At 55.3% G+C, this 15,551-nt stretch carries 16 protein-coding genes; 12 read left to right on the plus strand and 4 right to left on the minus strand.

All coding sequences use genetic code 11. The annotated features are described in order from the left end of the window. The first annotated feature begins 247 nt into the window (after positions 1 to 247). Positions 248 to 1,831, plus strand: coding sequence for a phosphoethanolamine transferase (locus ENTCL_RS14940; RefSeq protein WP_013366984.1), 1,584 nt, complete (start codon positions 248 to 250; stop codon positions 1,829 to 1,831). A gap of 65 nt (positions 1,832 to 1,896) precedes the next feature. Here the strand turns inward: ENTCL_RS14940 and ompX are convergent, their stop codons facing one another. Continuing rightward, positions 1,897 to 2,409, minus strand: coding sequence for an outer membrane protein OmpX (gene ompX, locus ENTCL_RS14945; protein ID WP_013366985.1), 513 nt, complete (start codon positions 2,407 to 2,409; stop codon positions 1,897 to 1,899). Between the two features lie 354 nt (positions 2,410 to 2,763). Between ompX and rhtA the strand changes: the two genes are divergently transcribed. From rhtA to glnQ, 5 genes are all read left to right on the plus strand, one after another. Then, complete coding sequence (gene rhtA / locus ENTCL_RS14950) at positions 2,764 to 3,651, plus strand: threonine/homoserine exporter RhtA (RefSeq protein ID WP_013366986.1); 888 nt, start codon at positions 2,764 to 2,766, stop codon at positions 3,649 to 3,651. Between the two features lie 139 nt (positions 3,652 to 3,790). Next, entirely contained in the window at positions 3,791 to 4,294 is a 504-nt protein-coding gene (gene dps, locus ENTCL_RS14955; protein WP_013366987.1) for a DNA starvation/stationary phase protection protein Dps, read from the plus strand. 361 nt (positions 4,295 to 4,655) lie between these two features. Continuing rightward, complete coding sequence (gene glnH / locus ENTCL_RS14960) at positions 4,656 to 5,402, plus strand: glutamine ABC transporter substrate-binding protein GlnH (RefSeq protein WP_013366988.1); 747 nt, start codon at positions 4,656 to 4,658, stop codon at positions 5,400 to 5,402. 78 nt (positions 5,403 to 5,480) lie between these two features. Continuing rightward, positions 5,481 to 6,140: a glutamine ABC transporter permease GlnP gene (glnP, locus tag ENTCL_RS14965; RefSeq protein ID WP_013366989.1), complete on the plus strand. Its 660-nt coding sequence runs from the start codon at positions 5,481 to 5,483 to the stop codon at positions 6,138 to 6,140. After that, complete coding sequence (gene glnQ / locus ENTCL_RS14970) at positions 6,137 to 6,859, plus strand: glutamine ABC transporter ATP-binding protein GlnQ (RefSeq protein ID WP_013366990.1); 723 nt, start codon at positions 6,137 to 6,139, stop codon at positions 6,857 to 6,859. Before glnP ends, glnQ begins: the two co-directional genes overlap by 4 nt. 48 nt (positions 6,860 to 6,907) lie before the next feature. Here the strand turns inward: glnQ and rlmF are convergent, their stop codons facing one another. Beyond that, positions 6,908 to 7,834 (minus strand): 23S rRNA (adenine(1618)-N(6))-methyltransferase RlmF, encoded by a 927-nt coding sequence (gene rlmF / locus ENTCL_RS14975; RefSeq protein WP_013366991.1) that lies wholly within the window; start codon positions 7,832 to 7,834, stop codon positions 6,908 to 6,910. Between the two features lie 96 nt (positions 7,835 to 7,930). On the opposite strand from rlmF, the gene ENTCL_RS14980 reads away from it, so the two are divergent. The 3 genes from ENTCL_RS14980 (at position 7,931) to ybiJ (ending at position 9,666) form a co-directional block, all read left to right on the plus strand. Continuing rightward, the gene (locus ENTCL_RS14980) at positions 7,931 to 8,545 is read left to right on the plus strand and encodes a flavin reductase family protein (RefSeq protein ID WP_013366992.1); all 615 of its coding nucleotides are present in this window, start codon (positions 7,931 to 7,933) and stop codon (positions 8,543 to 8,545) included. A 154-nt stretch (positions 8,546 to 8,699) separates the two neighbouring features. Then, positions 8,700 to 8,963, plus strand: a complete 264-nt coding sequence (gene mcbA, locus ENTCL_RS14985) for a DUF1471 family periplasmic protein McbA (RefSeq protein WP_013366993.1) — start codon at positions 8,700 to 8,702, stop codon at positions 8,961 to 8,963. Positions 8,964 to 9,405: 442 nt separating this feature from the next. After that, complete coding sequence (ybiJ, locus tag ENTCL_RS14990; protein ID WP_013366994.1) at positions 9,406 to 9,666, plus strand: DUF1471 family protein YbiJ; 261 nt, start codon at positions 9,406 to 9,408, stop codon at positions 9,664 to 9,666. 77 nt (positions 9,667 to 9,743) lie between these two features. Here ybiJ and ENTCL_RS14995 read toward each other — a convergent pair whose 3' ends face one another. Further along, entirely contained in the window at positions 9,744 to 11,066 is a 1,323-nt protein-coding gene (locus ENTCL_RS14995; protein ID WP_013366995.1) for an NCS2 family permease, read from the minus strand. Between the two features lie 178 nt (positions 11,067 to 11,244). Between ENTCL_RS14995 and adeD the strand changes: the two genes are divergently transcribed. Next, entirely contained in the window at positions 11,245 to 13,011 is a 1,767-nt protein-coding gene (gene adeD / locus ENTCL_RS15000; RefSeq protein WP_013366996.1) for an adenine deaminase, read from the plus strand. A gap of 42 nt (positions 13,012 to 13,053) precedes the next feature. On the opposite strand, the gene ybiB is transcribed toward adeD, so the two are convergent. After that, positions 13,054 to 14,016 carry a DNA-binding protein YbiB gene (gene ybiB, locus ENTCL_RS15005; RefSeq protein ID WP_013366997.1) on the minus strand — a complete coding sequence of 321 codons (963 nt, stop codon included), beginning with the start codon at positions 14,014 to 14,016 and terminating at the stop codon, positions 13,054 to 13,056. 255 nt (positions 14,017 to 14,271) lie between these two features. Between ybiB and ENTCL_RS15010 the strand changes: the two genes are divergently transcribed. Further along, positions 14,272 to 14,808 (plus strand): fimbrial protein, encoded by a 537-nt coding sequence (locus ENTCL_RS15010; RefSeq protein ID WP_013366998.1) that lies wholly within the window; start codon positions 14,272 to 14,274, stop codon positions 14,806 to 14,808. 64 nt (positions 14,809 to 14,872) lie between these two features. Beyond that, positions 14,873 to 15,547 (plus strand): fimbrial biogenesis chaperone, encoded by a 675-nt coding sequence (locus tag ENTCL_RS15015; protein WP_013366999.1) that lies wholly within the window; start codon positions 14,873 to 14,875, stop codon positions 15,545 to 15,547. The last annotated feature ends 4 nt before the right edge of the window (positions 15,548 to 15,551 follow it).

The raw sequence follows: 15,551 nt of genomic DNA on the forward strand, positions 1-15,551 counted from the left end.
CATTTTTCTGTCATCTGAACGTGAAATACTGACCGTTTTTCCCACAAAACCCCTCTTTTTTTCTGGATTTGCAATCTTCCTCGCAAAACAATTTGTTATAGACAGTTGATCTTCTCTTCTATCAAATCTATCTTCTTGCAACCTGCTGCTTCTGCGCCTCGTTGAACCCCTTCTACACGCACTACCCGGCAGTTTTTAATCCCTTGACGCCAGGGGACGCACATGGCGGTTTTTTTGATTGTGACCTATGAATATTACGCTGAAAGAATCGCTGGCTGCGCGTGGCCTGGCGTTAAGCCCGTGGACCGGATTTTACGTTTTACAGTCCTTATTGATTAATCTGGCATTAGGGTACCCTTTCAGCCTGCTGTATACCGTCGCTTTTGCCTGCGTACTGCACCTGCTGTGGCGTGCGGCCCCGCGCGCGCAGAAAGTTCTGCTCGCTGCCGTCTCCCTGATTGCCGCCTTTTATTACCCGTTTGCTCAGGCCTACGGCGCGCCTAACTTTAATACGCTGCTGGCGCTGCATTCCACAAACGTTGAAGAATCCACCGAGATCCTGACAATATTTCCGTGGTACAGCTATTTTATTGCGGTCTTTATTTTCGTCCTTGGCGTCATTGCCTTTCGCCGCAAGCACGAAGAAAAACGGGCATGGAGCAAAATCGAACTACTGTGCCTGGCGTTTTGTATTGGCGTCGCCTTTGTCAGACCGGTGCAGGAAATCGCGTGGGATGGCGTTTTTCGGATCAGCAAAATTGGCTATCCGGTCGTGCGCTTTGCGCATGACGTTGTTACCAGCAACCGGCAGGTGCTGGACGAACAGGCGCGCCTGGCGCAGTTTGCCAACCAAAAAGATACCTGGAACGTGGTGGCGGTAAAACCGAAGTATCACACCTATGTCGTGGTCATCGGCGAAAGCGCGCGCCGCGATGCGCTCGGCGCGTTCGGCGGTCACTGGGACAACACGCCGTTTGCCAGCCACGTCAACGGCACGCTGTTTACCGACTACATTGCCGCCAGCGGCTCAACGCAAAAATCGCTGGGCCTGACCCTCAACCGGGTCGTGGACGGCAAGCCGCAGTATCAGGATAACTTTGTCACCCTCGCCAACCGCGCCGGTTTCCAGACCTGGTGGTTCTCCAACCAGGGGCAAATCGGCCAGTACGATACGGCGATAGCCAGCATCGCCAAGCGCGCCGATGAGGCCCATTTTCTGAAAAGCGGCGATTTCGAAGCGGATAAAAATACCCGTGATGAGGACCTGTTGAAAATGACCGCCCAGGTGCTGTCGACGCCGCGTACGCAGCCGCAGATGATCGTTTTACACCTGATGGGTTCGCACCCTCAGGCCTGCGATCGCACCCAGGGAAAGTATGACGTTTTCGTACAGTCGAAAGAAACATCCTGTTACTTGTACAGCATGACGCAAACCGACGATCTGCTCAGCAAACTGTATGAGCAGCTGCGTAATACCGGCGAAAGTTTCTCCATGGTCTACTTCTCCGACCATGGTCTGGCGTTCAAAGAACGCGGTAAAGAGGTGCAGTATCTGGCGCACGACGACAAGTTCCAGCAGAACTTCCAGGTGCCGTTTATGGTGCTCTCCAGCGATGATAAAACCCACCGCGTCATCAAGGCGCGCCGTTCGGCGAATGATTTCCTGCGCTTTTTCTCGCAGTGGACCGGCATTCAGGCAAAAGAAATCGCGAGCCCGTACCGTTTCATCTCAGAGCAGAAGGCCAGCCCGGTCTATATCACCAACTTCCAGCTGCAGAAAGTGGACTTTAACCATCTCGGCACCGACCCTTTCTCCACCAAAAGCCGGTAACGCTCCGGTTTTACAGGCAAAAAAAATCCGCCCAACGGGCGGATTTTTTATTATCACCGAAGTGATTAGAAACGGTAACCAACGCCTGCGATCCAGGTGCCAACGTCAACGCTACGAATGCGAGACTGCTCGTAGGAGAAGTCCAGAGCAACGTTTTCGATCGGGTTGAACTGAACGCCCGCGCCGTAGGAGAAACCGTAGTCGCTGGTGTCAGCTTTTGCAGTCGGGAAGTCGGTGGACTGGAATTTACCGTAGCCCAGACCCACTACGCCGTAGATGCTCGCCCAATCGTTGATGCGATAAGCCGGACCCGCAGTGATGCCGTAGTACTGAGACTTGTTGTAAGAGCCGCCGTCGGTGTTGTTTTTCTCGGTGTAGGTGAAGGAACCGATCACGCCAAGCGGGCTGTTGTCCTGCTCGTAGCGGTATTTCAGGTTGAAACCGTTCGCTTTGTTAACAACGCCCTGCATATCGCTCTGAGCGTAACCGCCGGTAACGGTAGAAGTGCCTGCTACTGCGGAACCTGCGGAAACAGCCAGAACTGCGGCCAGTGCTGAAAGACATGCAATTTTTTTCATAACCACCTCAAATGTGCTTCAAGTAAATCCTAAGTTTTAAATATATCAAAAATTGTTAAGAAACTCTTTGTGATTGATGTTGTCTAAGGGGGGCTTTCGTGTAACTAAATGTTTCCATGATTGACTATCCCTTTCAAATATCAGCCACTTTCACGCATGATTCGCCATTATGGCGCCTAAGGAACGACACGCTCATCCAGATTAATCCTAATCTGGTAGTGAAATATTCCACTAACGGTCAAACATTCTACGAGCTTCCCGGCGCTTTTTTTTCAACAAACGCTAAACCGGAGAGGGGTAATTCATTTACACTGCGGGTTTTACCTCTTTTGACAAAATCTGACAGGAGAAAGGATGCCAGGGTTGTCTCGTAAGGTGCCTGCGTGGTTACCAGTCCTTGTTTTACTGATCGCCATGGCGTCAATTCAGAGCGGCGCATCGCTTGCTAAATCGCTCTTTCCGGTTGTCGGCGCGCCCGGCGTAACCGCACTGCGCCTGGCGCTCGGCACCCTTATCCTGGTCTGCATCTTTAAACCCTGGCGTCTGCGCTTTGCCCGTGAACAGCGCCTGCCGCTGCTGTTTTACGGCCTGTCGCTTGGCGCCATGAACTATCTGTTCTACCTGTCGATTCAGCGTATTCCGTTAGGGATAGCCGTTGCCCTTGAGTTTACCGGTCCGCTGGCGGTCGCCCTGTTCGCCTCGCGGCGACTGGTCGATTTTATCTGGGTCGCGCTGGCGGTGCTGGGGCTATGGTTTTTGCTGCCGCTCGGCCAGAACGTCGCGCACGTGGACCTGGCCGGGGCCGCGTTAGCGCTGGCGGCAGGCGCCTGCTGGGCCGTCTATATTCTGGCAGGCCAACGCGCCGGGGAGGAGCACGGCCCGGCGACGGTCGCCATGGGCTCGCTGATCGCGGCGCTGGTTTTCGTCCCCATCGGCGCGCTGCAGGCGGGCGACGCCCTGTGGCACTGGTCAATACTGCCGTTAGGGCTGGCTATCGCTATTTTGTCGACGGCGCTGCCCTACTCGCTGGAAATGATCGCTCTCACCCGTTTGCCCACCCGCACGTTCGGCACATTAATGAGCATGGAGCCCGCGCTGGCGGCGATTTCCGGCATGATTTTTCTCGGCGAAGTGCTGACCTTTTCGCAAACACTGGCGCTTGGCGCCATCATCGCCGCGTCAATGGGCTCGACCCTGACCCAGCGGCGGGAGAGCAAAATTGAGCACGTGGATATTGGCTAAACGCCCATTTTTAGCGCAATGAGCGATGTTAATTGCGCTATCGGATTGATAGGTACCTTCTGCGCCTCGGGCCTTCTCTGCGCTGTTATACTTAATCCCGGAAAATATCTGGACTAATAACATCGAGAGGAGATGGATTATGGCCACCGCTAAACTGGTAAAAACGAAAACATCAAATCTGCTTTATACCCGCAACGATGTCTCTGATAGCGACAAGAAGGCGACCGTGGAGCTGCTGAACCGCCAGGTTATCCAGTTCATCGATCTGTCCCTTATCACCAAGCAGGCTCACTGGAATATGCGCGGCGCAAACTTTATCGCCGTCCATGAAATGCTGGATGGGTTTCGCACCGCGCTGACCGACCACCTGGACACCATGGCAGAACGCGCCGTACAGCTGGGCGGCGTTGCCCTCGGCACCACCCAGGTCATCAACAGCAAAACGCCGCTGAAAAGCTATCCGCTGGATATTCACAGCGTACAGGATCACCTGAAAGAACTGGCGGAACGCTACGCCATCGTCGCTAACGATGTCCGCAAAGCCATTAGCGAAGCAAAAGACGAAGACACCGCCGACATTTTCACTGCGGCATCCCGGGACCTTGATAAGTTCCTGTGGTTTATCGAAGCCAACATCGAGTGATTTGAGCTTAGCGTTCCCCCTGGCCCCTCTCCAGAGGGGCTTTGCACTTTTCTGGTGCGCCCCGTACTCCGCCAAAATCCAAAATAAGTAAAACAATTGTAATAATCACCTCACACAATCGTTAACGGAAGGTTGTTTTATCAGCACATTGCGCGCTTAATAGCGGGGAAGAAGGCGCCGTCCCCTTTGCGCACCATTTTGGTGCTCCATCGTGGTGCATCGCCTGTGCCCTGCTACAATTTATGTGCAACACCTGACAACCACTTCCTTGCAAAAACAACAGGTTGTAAAACTGGCACGATTCTTTCATATGCGATTCGTTCCCGCAGGGGATCGCCCCATCGATAAAAAAGGAAATGCTATGAAGTCTGTATTAAAAGTTTCACTGGCTGCACTTACCCTGGCATTTGCGGTATCGTCCCAGGCCGCGAATAAGCAACTGGTGGTCGCGACCGATACTGCGTTCGTTCCCTTCGAATTCAAACAAGGCGACAAATACGTCGGCTTCGACGTGGATCTGTGGGCCGCTATCGCCAAAGAGCTGAAACTCGACTACACCATGAAGCCGATGGATTTCAGCGGCATCATCCCTGCGCTGCAGACCAAAAACGTTGACGTCGCGCTGGCAGGCATCACCATTACCGACGAACGTAAAAAAGCGATCGACTTCTCTGACGGCTACTACAAAAGCGGCCTGCTGGTGATGGTGAAAGCCAACAATAACGACATCAAAAGCGTGAAGGATCTCGACGGTAAAGTCGTTGCAGTGAAGAGCGGCACCGGTTCTGTCGACTACGCAAAAGCCAACATCAAAACGAAAGACCTGCGTCAGTTCCCGAACATCGATAACGCCTATATGGAGCTGGGCACCAACCGCGCTGATGCCGTCCTGCACGACACGCCGAACATTCTTTACTTCATCAAAACTGCCGGCAACGGTCAGTTCAAAGCGGTAGGCGAGTCTCTGGAAGCGCAGCAGTACGGTATCGCCTTCCCGAAAGGCAGCGACGAGCTGCGTGAAAAAGTGAACGGCGCGCTGAAAACCCTGCGTGAAAACGGCACCTATAACGAAATCTATAAGAAGTGGTTCGGTACTGAACCGAAATAATAATTCTTAAAAACGATCGTTAACTAAGGGGCGACCTTTCGCCCCTGTTATTTTGAACCACGGTAACAGGAAATTATCATGCAGTTTGACTGGAGCGCCATCTGGCCTGCCATTCCTATCTTGCTTGAAGGCGCCAAAATGACCCTGTGGATTTCGGTCCTCGGTCTGGTTGGCGGGTTGATTATCGGCCTCGTCGCCGGTTTTGCCCGCACCTACGGCGGCTGGATTGCAAACCACATCGCACTGGTTTTCATCGAAGTCATTCGCGGCACCCCGATTGTGGTGCAGGTGATGTTCATCTACTTCGCCCTGCCGATGGCATTGCCCGATCTGCGCATTGACCCCTTCTCTGCGGCAGTCGTCACCATCATGATCAACTCCGGCGCCTATATCGCGGAAATCACCCGCGGCGCGGTGCTGTCTATCCATAAGGGATTCAGCGAAGCCGGACTGGCGTTAGGGTTGTCGCGTCGTGAAACCATTCGCCACGTGATCCTGCCGCTGGCGCTGCGCCGTATGCTGCCGCCGCTGGGCAACCAGTGGATCATCAGCATCAAGGACACCTCGCTGTTCATCGTGATCGGCGTCGCCGAGCTGACCCGTCAGGGGCAAGAGATCATCGCCGGTAACTTCCGCGCGCTGGAAATCTGGAGCGCCGTTGCGGTTATTTATCTCCTCATCACTCTGGTTCTGAGCTTTGTTCTGCGCCGTCTTGAAAGAAGGATGAAAATCCTGTGATTGAATTTAAAAACGTCTCCAAGCACTTTGGCAAAACCCAGGTGCTGCACAATATTGATTTGCACATCACCAAGGGTGAGGTGGTGGTCATTATCGGGCCGTCAGGTTCCGGGAAATCCACCCTGCTGCGCTGTATCAACAAGCTCGAAGAGATAACCAGCGGCGATCTTATCGTCGACGGTCTGAAGGTTAACGACCCGAAAGTGGACGAGCGCCTGATCCGCCAGGAAGCCGGTATGGTGTTTCAGCAGTTTTATCTGTTCCCGCATCTGACGGCGCTGGAAAACGTCATGTTTGGCCCGCAGCGCGTGCGCGGCGCGTCAAAAGAGGCGGCGGAAAAACTGGCGAAAGAGCTGCTGGCAAAAGTGGGGCTTGCCGAGCGCGCGCACCACTATCCGTCTGAACTTTCCGGCGGCCAGCAGCAGCGCGTCGCCATCGCCCGCGCGCTGGCGGTAAAACCGAAAATGATGCTGTTTGATGAGCCAACCTCGGCGCTTGACCCGGAGCTGCGCCACGAGGTGCTGAAGGTCATGCAGGATCTGGCGGAAGAAGGGATGACGATGGTTATCGTTACGCACGAAGTCGGCTTTGCCGAGAAAGTCGCGTCGCGCCTGATCTTCATCGACAAAGGGCGCATTGCGGAAGACGGTAATCCGCACGATCTTATCCAGAACCCGCCAAGTCAGCGTTTGCAGGAATTCCTGCAGCACGTCTCCTGATGCTGTACGTCTGGCCTCGCCCGCGAGGCCAGACAAACGCGCCGCCGGTTAGCGGGCGCGGGCGGCAAAACGACGGCGCTTGTCGTCGTCAAGGAAGGTCCAGGCGATGAAACGGCTCTGCTTTTGTCCCTGGGCCATCTCTTTTTTCACCACCTTTACCGCTCCGACGCGGGTCAACGCGCGATAAAGTTCCGGCAGATTGTCGCCGCGGGAGACCAGCGAGGTAAACCACATCACCTGCTGCGCGAACTGGGCGCTTTCGGCAATCATCTGGCTGATAAACGCCACCTCGCCCCCCTCGCACCAGAGCTCCTGCTGCTGGCCGCCAAAATTGAGTGCATCGCGATCGCCAAGCCCCAGATTACGCCGCTTACGTTCGCTTCCCTGCTGCGCGCTGGCGGCGGAGTCGTGAAACGGCGGGTTGCACAGCGTGGCGTCATACACCTCATTCTTATGCACGATCCCGCAGAGAATCGCTTTCGGATCTTTCTGCCGACGCAGGCGAATCTGGCGGCTTAAGCCCGGGTTGGCGTTGACTATCGCCTGCGCGCTGCTGAGCGCCTGGGAATGCACTTCGCTGCCGGTAAAGCGCCAGCCGTACTCATGGCTGCCAATCAGCGGGTAAATGCAGTTGGCGCCGGTGCCGATATCGAGGATATTCGCCTGATGGGGGATCTCGCCGCAGGTTTCCGCCAGCAGATCGGCCAGATGGTGGATATAGTCAGCGCGCCCCGGCACCGGCGGGCAGAGAAAACCGTCGGGGATATCCCACTGTTTAACATCGTAGAAAAAGGCCAACAGCGCCTTGTTGAGCGCTTTTACTGCCTCCGGACGAGAGAAATCGACGGTCTGTTCCCCCGCCGGGTTAAGCAGGAGAAATGCCGAAAGTTCCGGGCAGATCTGGCACAACGCCGGTAAATCGTAGCGTTGGTGGTGGCGGTTACGCGGGTGCAGACCCGGCTTTTGAGTTTTCATGGCATCCTCCTGTCAGCAGCGGCGTAAGATACCCGTTGACGGCGGCGAGGTAAATAAGGGAGGCTGGATAAACCTTCTCATTGTTTCAGGTACGCTATGTATTTTTATCAGCCCTCCGCCGGACATGGATTACCGCACGACCCGCTTAACGCCATCATCGGCCCGCGCCCGATTGGCTGGATTGCCTCTCAGGATGCCGCCGGAAGACGAAATCTGGCCCCCTACAGTTTTTTCAACTGCTTTAACTATCGCCCGCCGATTATCGGATTTGCCAGCAGCGGCTGGAAAGACAGCGTACGCAATATTGTCGAAACCGGGGAATTCGTCTGGAACCTTGCCACTCGCGAGCTCGCCGACGCCATGAATGAAACCTCGGCCTCATTGCCTCACGGCGAGGATGAGTTTGTCCGCGCCGGGTTGACGCCCGCCGAAAGCCAGCTGGTGCGCGCGCCCCGGGTAGCGGAAAGCCCGGTTAACTTCGAATGCCGCCTGTCGCAGTGCATTCAGCTAACGACCGCGGACGGCAGCCCAGTCGAAAGCTGGCTGGTGCTCGGCGAGGTGGTTGCCGTCCATATTGATGAGATGCTGCTGGAAAACGGCGTGTACCAAACCGCAAAAGCCAACCCGATATTGCGCGCGGGCGGGCCTTCGGCCTACTACACCATCGAAGAAGCCCAGCGCTTTGATATGATTCGCCCGGACGCGCGCTAGCGCTGCCGCATCGGCCAGAACGCGCTGGCCGATGTGCTCTCCCTGCGGCTTTCGTTCAAAAAACAGACAGAACATCCGCGATTTTTTGCCGCATTTCGCTTTGCATCCCCACCTACACTTTAAGTGCCCCCGCTGTAACTGAGAGGATGTGCATATGAAAAAAACGTTGATCGCAATCGCCATCGGTGTCCTGGCAACGCTTTCTTTCTCCGTCGCCGGCGCACCTCAGCAGATGACTAACGGTGAGACCGGACAGCTACGCCCGGCAGGAACAGTTTCTGCCACCGGTGCCGACAATCTTGACGATTTGCAGGCCAAACTGGCAGAAAAAGCCCGGGAACAAGGTGCGAAAGGCTATGTTGTTGAATCCGCAAGCGGCGAGAACAAGATGTTTGGCACCGCCACCATCTACAAATAATCTGTTTAATTTTTTCTCCTTCCTTACGCGCCCACGCCTCGTGGGCGCCTTGTCTTAGTCAGGCCAATAACACCTCTGATGCAATGCGTCATGAACATCTGGCAATCTCTATTTATAGGGTATAAAAATGCAAAATTGACGCCTGAAACAGCCGCATTGACAAAAAAACACGTTTAAATACAGCGCAATCGCTTGTCTTTACGACCACGAAAATTGATGAATAAAGTAGCAGAATGTGCCTTCCTGGCGACGTCTGGCGCCAGGTCGCCTGCCGTCGGAGCGGTATCAGCAATAATTTATTAATAATCAATAAATTATTAATCATTCAATTTTTTAGATGGAGACTGTTAATTCTCTTCGATTTTCTCTGCCGCAGAAAAACGTGATACTCATCACATCGACGGAAAACGTCCCCTACAAAATAACCTGCGAGAGATTAACCATGAAAACGATTAACGCTACTGCTATCGCCATCACCCTGTCCGCCCTGTCATTCGGCGTATTTGCCGCCCAGCCGGTCTCCCCGTCTCAGGCTCAGGACATGAACAAAATCGGTACCGTTTCCGCTGAAGGCGCGAGCACCCTCGACGGCCTGGAAGCGCAGCTTGCTGAGAAAGCGGCTGCCGCGGGCGCGACCGGCTACAGCATTACCTCTGCCAACACCAACAACAAAATCAGCGGTACTGCGGTTATCTATAAGTAATTGCCACGACAGAACTACCCTCATTGACCCTGTTTATTGCCCTTTGTTTGCCCGTCCGCCGCTGGACGGGCTTTTTTTTAATCAACAAACGCGATTTTCAGCACAAACAGCAGCGCCACTACGACCACGCACAGGTTCAGCTCCCGCCAGCGCCCGGTAAACACCTTCATGACGCAGTAGCTCATAAATCCCAGCGCGATCCCCTCGGTAATGGAGAAGGTAAACGGCATCATCACCGCGGTGATAAAGGTGGGGACCGACTCGGTAAAATCCTGCCAGTCAACGCGGGCCAGGCTCGCGGTCATTAATACCCCGACAAAGACCAGTGCGCCTGCGGTCGCATAGCCGGGCACCATTTCCGCCAGCGGCGAGAAAAACATCACCAGCAAAAACAGCAGCCCCACGACCACCGCCGTTAAGCCCGTACGCCCGCCAACGGACACGCCGGAGGTGCTCTCGATATAGGCCGTCACTGACGACGTACCGATAAATGCTCCGGCAACCGAGCTCAGGCTGTCGACATACAGCGCCTTATGCATGTTCGGAAAGCGCCCTTCCCGATCGATCAATCCCGCTTTATCCGCCACGCCAATGAGCGTTCCTGATGAATCAAATAAATTTATCAGCATAAAGGAGAAAATAATCCCGGCTAAATTGAGCGACAGCGCGCCGGAGATATCGACTTCGCCAATCACGCTAAAGACGTTCGGCGGCGTCGAATAAACTCCGCTAAACTTAACGTCGCCAAAATAAAGCCCAGCAAGTGACGTAACGACAATAGAAACCAGCACCGAGGCATGGAAATGGCGCGAGGATAATACTGCGATAATAAAGAACCCGGCGATACCTAATAATACGCTGTGCGATGTCAAATCGCCAATCGCCACTAACGTATCCTTATTCGCAACGATAACCCCCGCATTTTTCAGCCCCATCATCGCAATAAATAAACCAATGCCGCTGGTAATACCGATTCGCAGGCTTATCGGAATATTAGAGATCATCCAGTAGCGTATCCGGAACAGGGTTAATAAAAACAGCCCGACCGCCCCCCAAAAAATAGCGCCCATGCCGGTCTGCCAGCTAATCCCCATCGCCCCGACGACGACAAAGGCAAAAAAGGCGTTAAGCCCCATCGCCGGGGCCAGGGCGACGGGCAGGTTCGCCAGCATCCCCATGGCAATACTGCCGATACCGGCTATCAGGCAGGTGGTGACAAACACCACTTTTGCATCCATATGCGCCGCGCCGAGAATCTGTGGGTTAACGAAAACGATGTATACCATCGTCAGAAAGGTCGTCATTCCCGCGATGACCTCAGTGCGTATCGTCGTACCGTGCTGGCTGAGCTTAAAAAAGTCTGTGCCATCACTTTTACTTTCAGCAAGGTTACTATTCATTTTTGCCATCCATATAAAGAGACACGTCCAGAACCATAAATCTCGCCTACTTTTAAAGTATATTCATCAATCAGTTCAGTGAGTTTTATCACATCATGAACGATGCCCCGACATTACACTAAAAATAATAAAGACGATAATGACAGAATCAATTTGATAAAATCAAAATGAGAAAAATATGGATGAAAACATTAATGTAAAATATCATGATATTAGCCGAAAGCAGTATCTTGAATTACTGGCTGTCGCGCGCGGTGAGGCTATCGCTGATTATATTATTGATAATGTCACCGTCCTCGATGTCATCAACGGAGAGGAGATCCCGGGCCCTATTGTCATTAAGGGTCGGCATATCGCCGGTATTGGGCCTGCGTGGTCCGATGCGCAGGCCAGACATCGCGTGGATGCCGCCGGTGCCGTCGCCGCGCCGGGGTTTATCGACGCCCACCTGCATATTGAATCCAGCATGATGACGCCGGTGACTTTCGAGACCGCCACGCTGCCGCACGGGCTAACGACCCTCATCTGCGACCCGCACGAAATCGTCAACGTCATGGGCGAAGAGGGGCTTGCGTGGTTCATCCGCTGCGCGGAGCAGGCGCGGCAGAATCAGTACATTCAGATCAGCTCCTGCGTACCGGCGCTGAGCGGCAGCGACGTCAACGGCGCGGAGTTTCCGCTGGCCGCCATGCTGAAATGGCGCGATCACCCGCACGTAACCGGGCTTGCGGAGGTAATGGACTACCCGGGCGTCATCGCCGGCAATCCCGATCTGCTGGATAAGCTGGATGCCTTTCGCCACCTTACGCTTGACGGCCACTGCCCGGGGCTCAGCGGTAAGGAGCTCGGCGCCTACATTGCCGCCGGTATCGAAAACTGCCACGAAGCCTGGACTCTCCAGGAGGGGCGCGAAAAGCTGCGCGCGGGCATGGCGCTGATGATCCGCGAAGGCTCCGCCGCCCGCAATCTCGACACCCTGGCGCCGCTGATAACCGCGATGAACAGCCCCCAGTGCATGCTGTGCACCGACGACAGAAACCCGTGGGAGATTGCTCATGAAGGGCATATCGATGCGCTGGTACGCAAGCTCATCAACCGTCACAACGTGCCGGTCCACGTCGCCTGGCGACTCGCCAGCTGGTCCCCTGCCCGCCATTTTGGGCTGAAACATCTTGGGCTGCTGGCGCCGGGCAAGCAGGCGGATATTGTGCTGCTGCGCGACGTCCGCAACGTCGATATCCAGCAGGTATTTATCAAAGGCGAGCCGCTTTCGCTGCCCGCGCTCCAGGCCGATGAACGCAACAGGCTGCAGCGCAGCCAGCCGCCCTACGGCAATACCGTCTCCCGACGTCCGGTCAGCGCGGCCGATTTCCCTTTTGCGCTGACGCCGGGCCGTCGCTACCGGGTGATGAATATTATCCCCGGCGAGCTTATTACCCCGGCCTCGGAATATGTCCACACGCCGCAGGGGCTGATGGACAACGATATCTGTTTTATCGCCGTGCTTGAACGCTACGGGCGCCAGCTCCCCGCGGCCTGCGGCCTGCTGCGCGGTTTTGGCCTGCGCCACGGCGCCGTGGCCGCCACCGTCAGCCATGACAGCCACAATATCGTGGTGACAGGCCGCAGTCCCGAGGAGATGGCGCTGGCGGTCAATCAGGTGATTAACGACGGCGGCGGGCTTTGCGTCGCGCGCGGCGGGGAGGTCGTCAGCCATCTGCCGTTGCCCGTCGCCGGGCTGATGAGCGACCAGTCCGCGGATACGCTGGCCCGACAAATTGGCGATTTGAAAGCGGCCTGCCGGGAGTGCGGCATTACGCTTGATGAGCCGTTTATCCAGATGGCGTTCCTGTCGCTGCCGGTGATCCCGGAGCTTAAGCTCACCAGCAAGGGGCTTTTTGACAGCCGCGGTTTCTGCTTCACCTCGCTGGAAATCGAACGCTAAGGTCTGTGCGGCCTGCGACAGCGGCCGCATTATCTTATCGCGTTACCAGCACTCGGCCACGCGTTCCAGCCCCGCGCTCACCGTCGGGGCCTCGCCCGCGGCGACCAGACAGCAGGCCAGCTGGATTTTCAGCGACGCCGGAACCGGCTCAACGCCAGCTACGCAGCGCTCAATCCACTTCGCCGTCAGCAGCGGATCTTTCGATTCCGGCAGCACGGCGTTTTGATCTTCCTGCTGGCGGACAAACAGCACGCGCTCTCCGGTGGCGTCGATCAGATTGATCTGCGGACAGCGCGACGGGTTAGCGTAAACCTCGCCTTCGGTGCCATGCATCAGCAGCGCCCTGCCGCCGATATCGGCAAAGAATTTCGCCACCCGCGGGAGGTACTCCGGATGCGACACGCTGGCCAGCCGGAGGGCGGCATCTTCAGCAAACGGCGTCGCCAGCTTCGCCAGCGTATGGGCGCTGTTGCGCACCCCCATCTGCCAGCGGTGCGCCAGCTGCTTTTCCAGCGGCGGGCACAGCGCCCCTACCGGCACGTACACCGGTTGATGGCCGTCAAGCTTCGCCTGCGCCTGCCCGGCGTGGCGCGTCGCCTCAACGCCCAGCAGCCCAAACACGGTTTCGGTCAGCACGCGGGTCGGGTCCTCACTGACGCCATGGACTATCACCGGAAAGCCGAGCTTATGCAGCAGCATCGCCAGCAGCGGCGTCAGGTTGGCCTGCCTGCGCGCGCCGTTATAGCTGGGGATCACGACCGGCATCGGCTTCCCCGGCGGCGGCGTCAGGCGCATAACGTGGTGCTGCATGGCCTCGTAAAAGCCCCGCATTTCCGCCTCGCCTTCCCCCTTAATACGCAGGGCAATCAGGATACCGCCCATCTCAAGATCCGGTACATCGCCCTCAAGCATTCGCGCGTAGAGGCCACGGGCAGTGTCGAAATCCAGATCCCGGGCATGATTTTTTCCCCGACCGATTTCTTTGATGATTTTGCGGTAATCCACACGATGTCTCCTTCTGACTTCCTGTAAACACTATAACGCCGATGAATCGGCTGCGGATGACTTTTTTGCCCCTGCCCGCCGCTGATTAAAATATATCCACCTGTATTCAGTATAATTTTTTTTTGCAAGCCTTAATTCTATTACTAATGATCTGCAAAACAGATTATCTCTATTCCCGGGTTTGCTTAAATAGTCAGCGGATTGAGTTTCTCTCATGGATGTCATAGTTCAATGGAATAGTTGCAAGGTACTTGTATGAAAAAAATAGTCATTGGCGCATTGATCGCCTCATCATTATGCGGCTCCGTTTCGGTATTCGCAGCAACCAACGGCGAAGGCCAGGTTAATTTTACCGGCGAAATTCTCGATTCCGCCTGCGAAGTGGTTAATAACCTGAGCAATCCGCTGAATGTGAATTTAGGTAAGGTCTCTAAAACCGCATTTAGCGGTATTGGTTCAACGGCCGACACGACCCAATTCGCCATCCAGTTAAAAAACTGTCCTGAGACCGTCAGTACGGCGGCTATCACCTTCGGCGGTACGCCGGATACGGATAACAATAACGTGCTGGCGCTCACCGCCGGGACCGGCGTGGCGGCAGGCGTCGGTATTCAGCTGCTGGACTCGTCGCAGCAGCCGCTGAGTCTCTACACCGCATCGCAGCCCTATACGCTACAGTCAGGCACCGCGACCAATAATCTCGAATTTGCCGCCCGCTATATTCAAACCCAGTCCACTATTAGCGCAGGTCCGGCAAACGCGGTATCGACATTTACCGTTGTTTATAACTGAATATTAACCTGAAGATATTAATCATTACCCCTGATTAATATCTTCCTTTTTTGGAGAAATTATTATGCGACACGGTTTACTTCTGACATCGCTTTTACTGGCAGCAGCGACCGCACACGCAGGCGTTATTATTGGGGGGACCCGTCTGGTTTATCAGGGAGAAAAAAAAGAAGCGTCCATTGGCATAACAAACCCAGATTCGCTGGACTATCTTATTCAGTCCTGGACCGACAGCAGCGATAATAGCGCCGCTAAGCCGCCGTTTCTGGTCACGCCGCCGCTGTTTCGCCTTGATGCCCGCCAGCAAAACACCCTGCGCGTGGTGCGCACCGGCGGCAACCTGCCGACCGACCGCGAGTCCTTATTCTGGCTGAATGTTAAAGCGATTCCATCCTCCACGCGTCAGGCAGGCGTGAATACGCTGCAAATTGCGATTAAAACCCGAATCAAGCTCATTTTCCGCCCGCAGAGCGTCATAGGAAAGCCGGAAGATGAGGCCCACAGGCTGACGTGGCGTCAGCAGGGCCGGATGCTGATCGTCGATAACCCTACGCCCTTTTATATGAACTTCCAGACCATTGCCGTGAATGGCAAAAACCTCAGCGGCATCACCTGGGCTAAGCCAAAGGGGGAAACGCAGTTTGCCCTGCCCTCTTCTATTTCCGGCTCCCGCGTATCCTGGTCGGTAATTACCGATTACGGCAGCGTCAGTAAAACCTGGAGCTCGTCGCTGCACTAATCGC

Source organism: [Enterobacter] lignolyticus SCF1 (assembly GCF_000164865.1).
GTDB lineage: Bacteria > Pseudomonadota > Gammaproteobacteria > Enterobacterales > Enterobacteriaceae > Enterobacter_B > Enterobacter_B lignolyticus.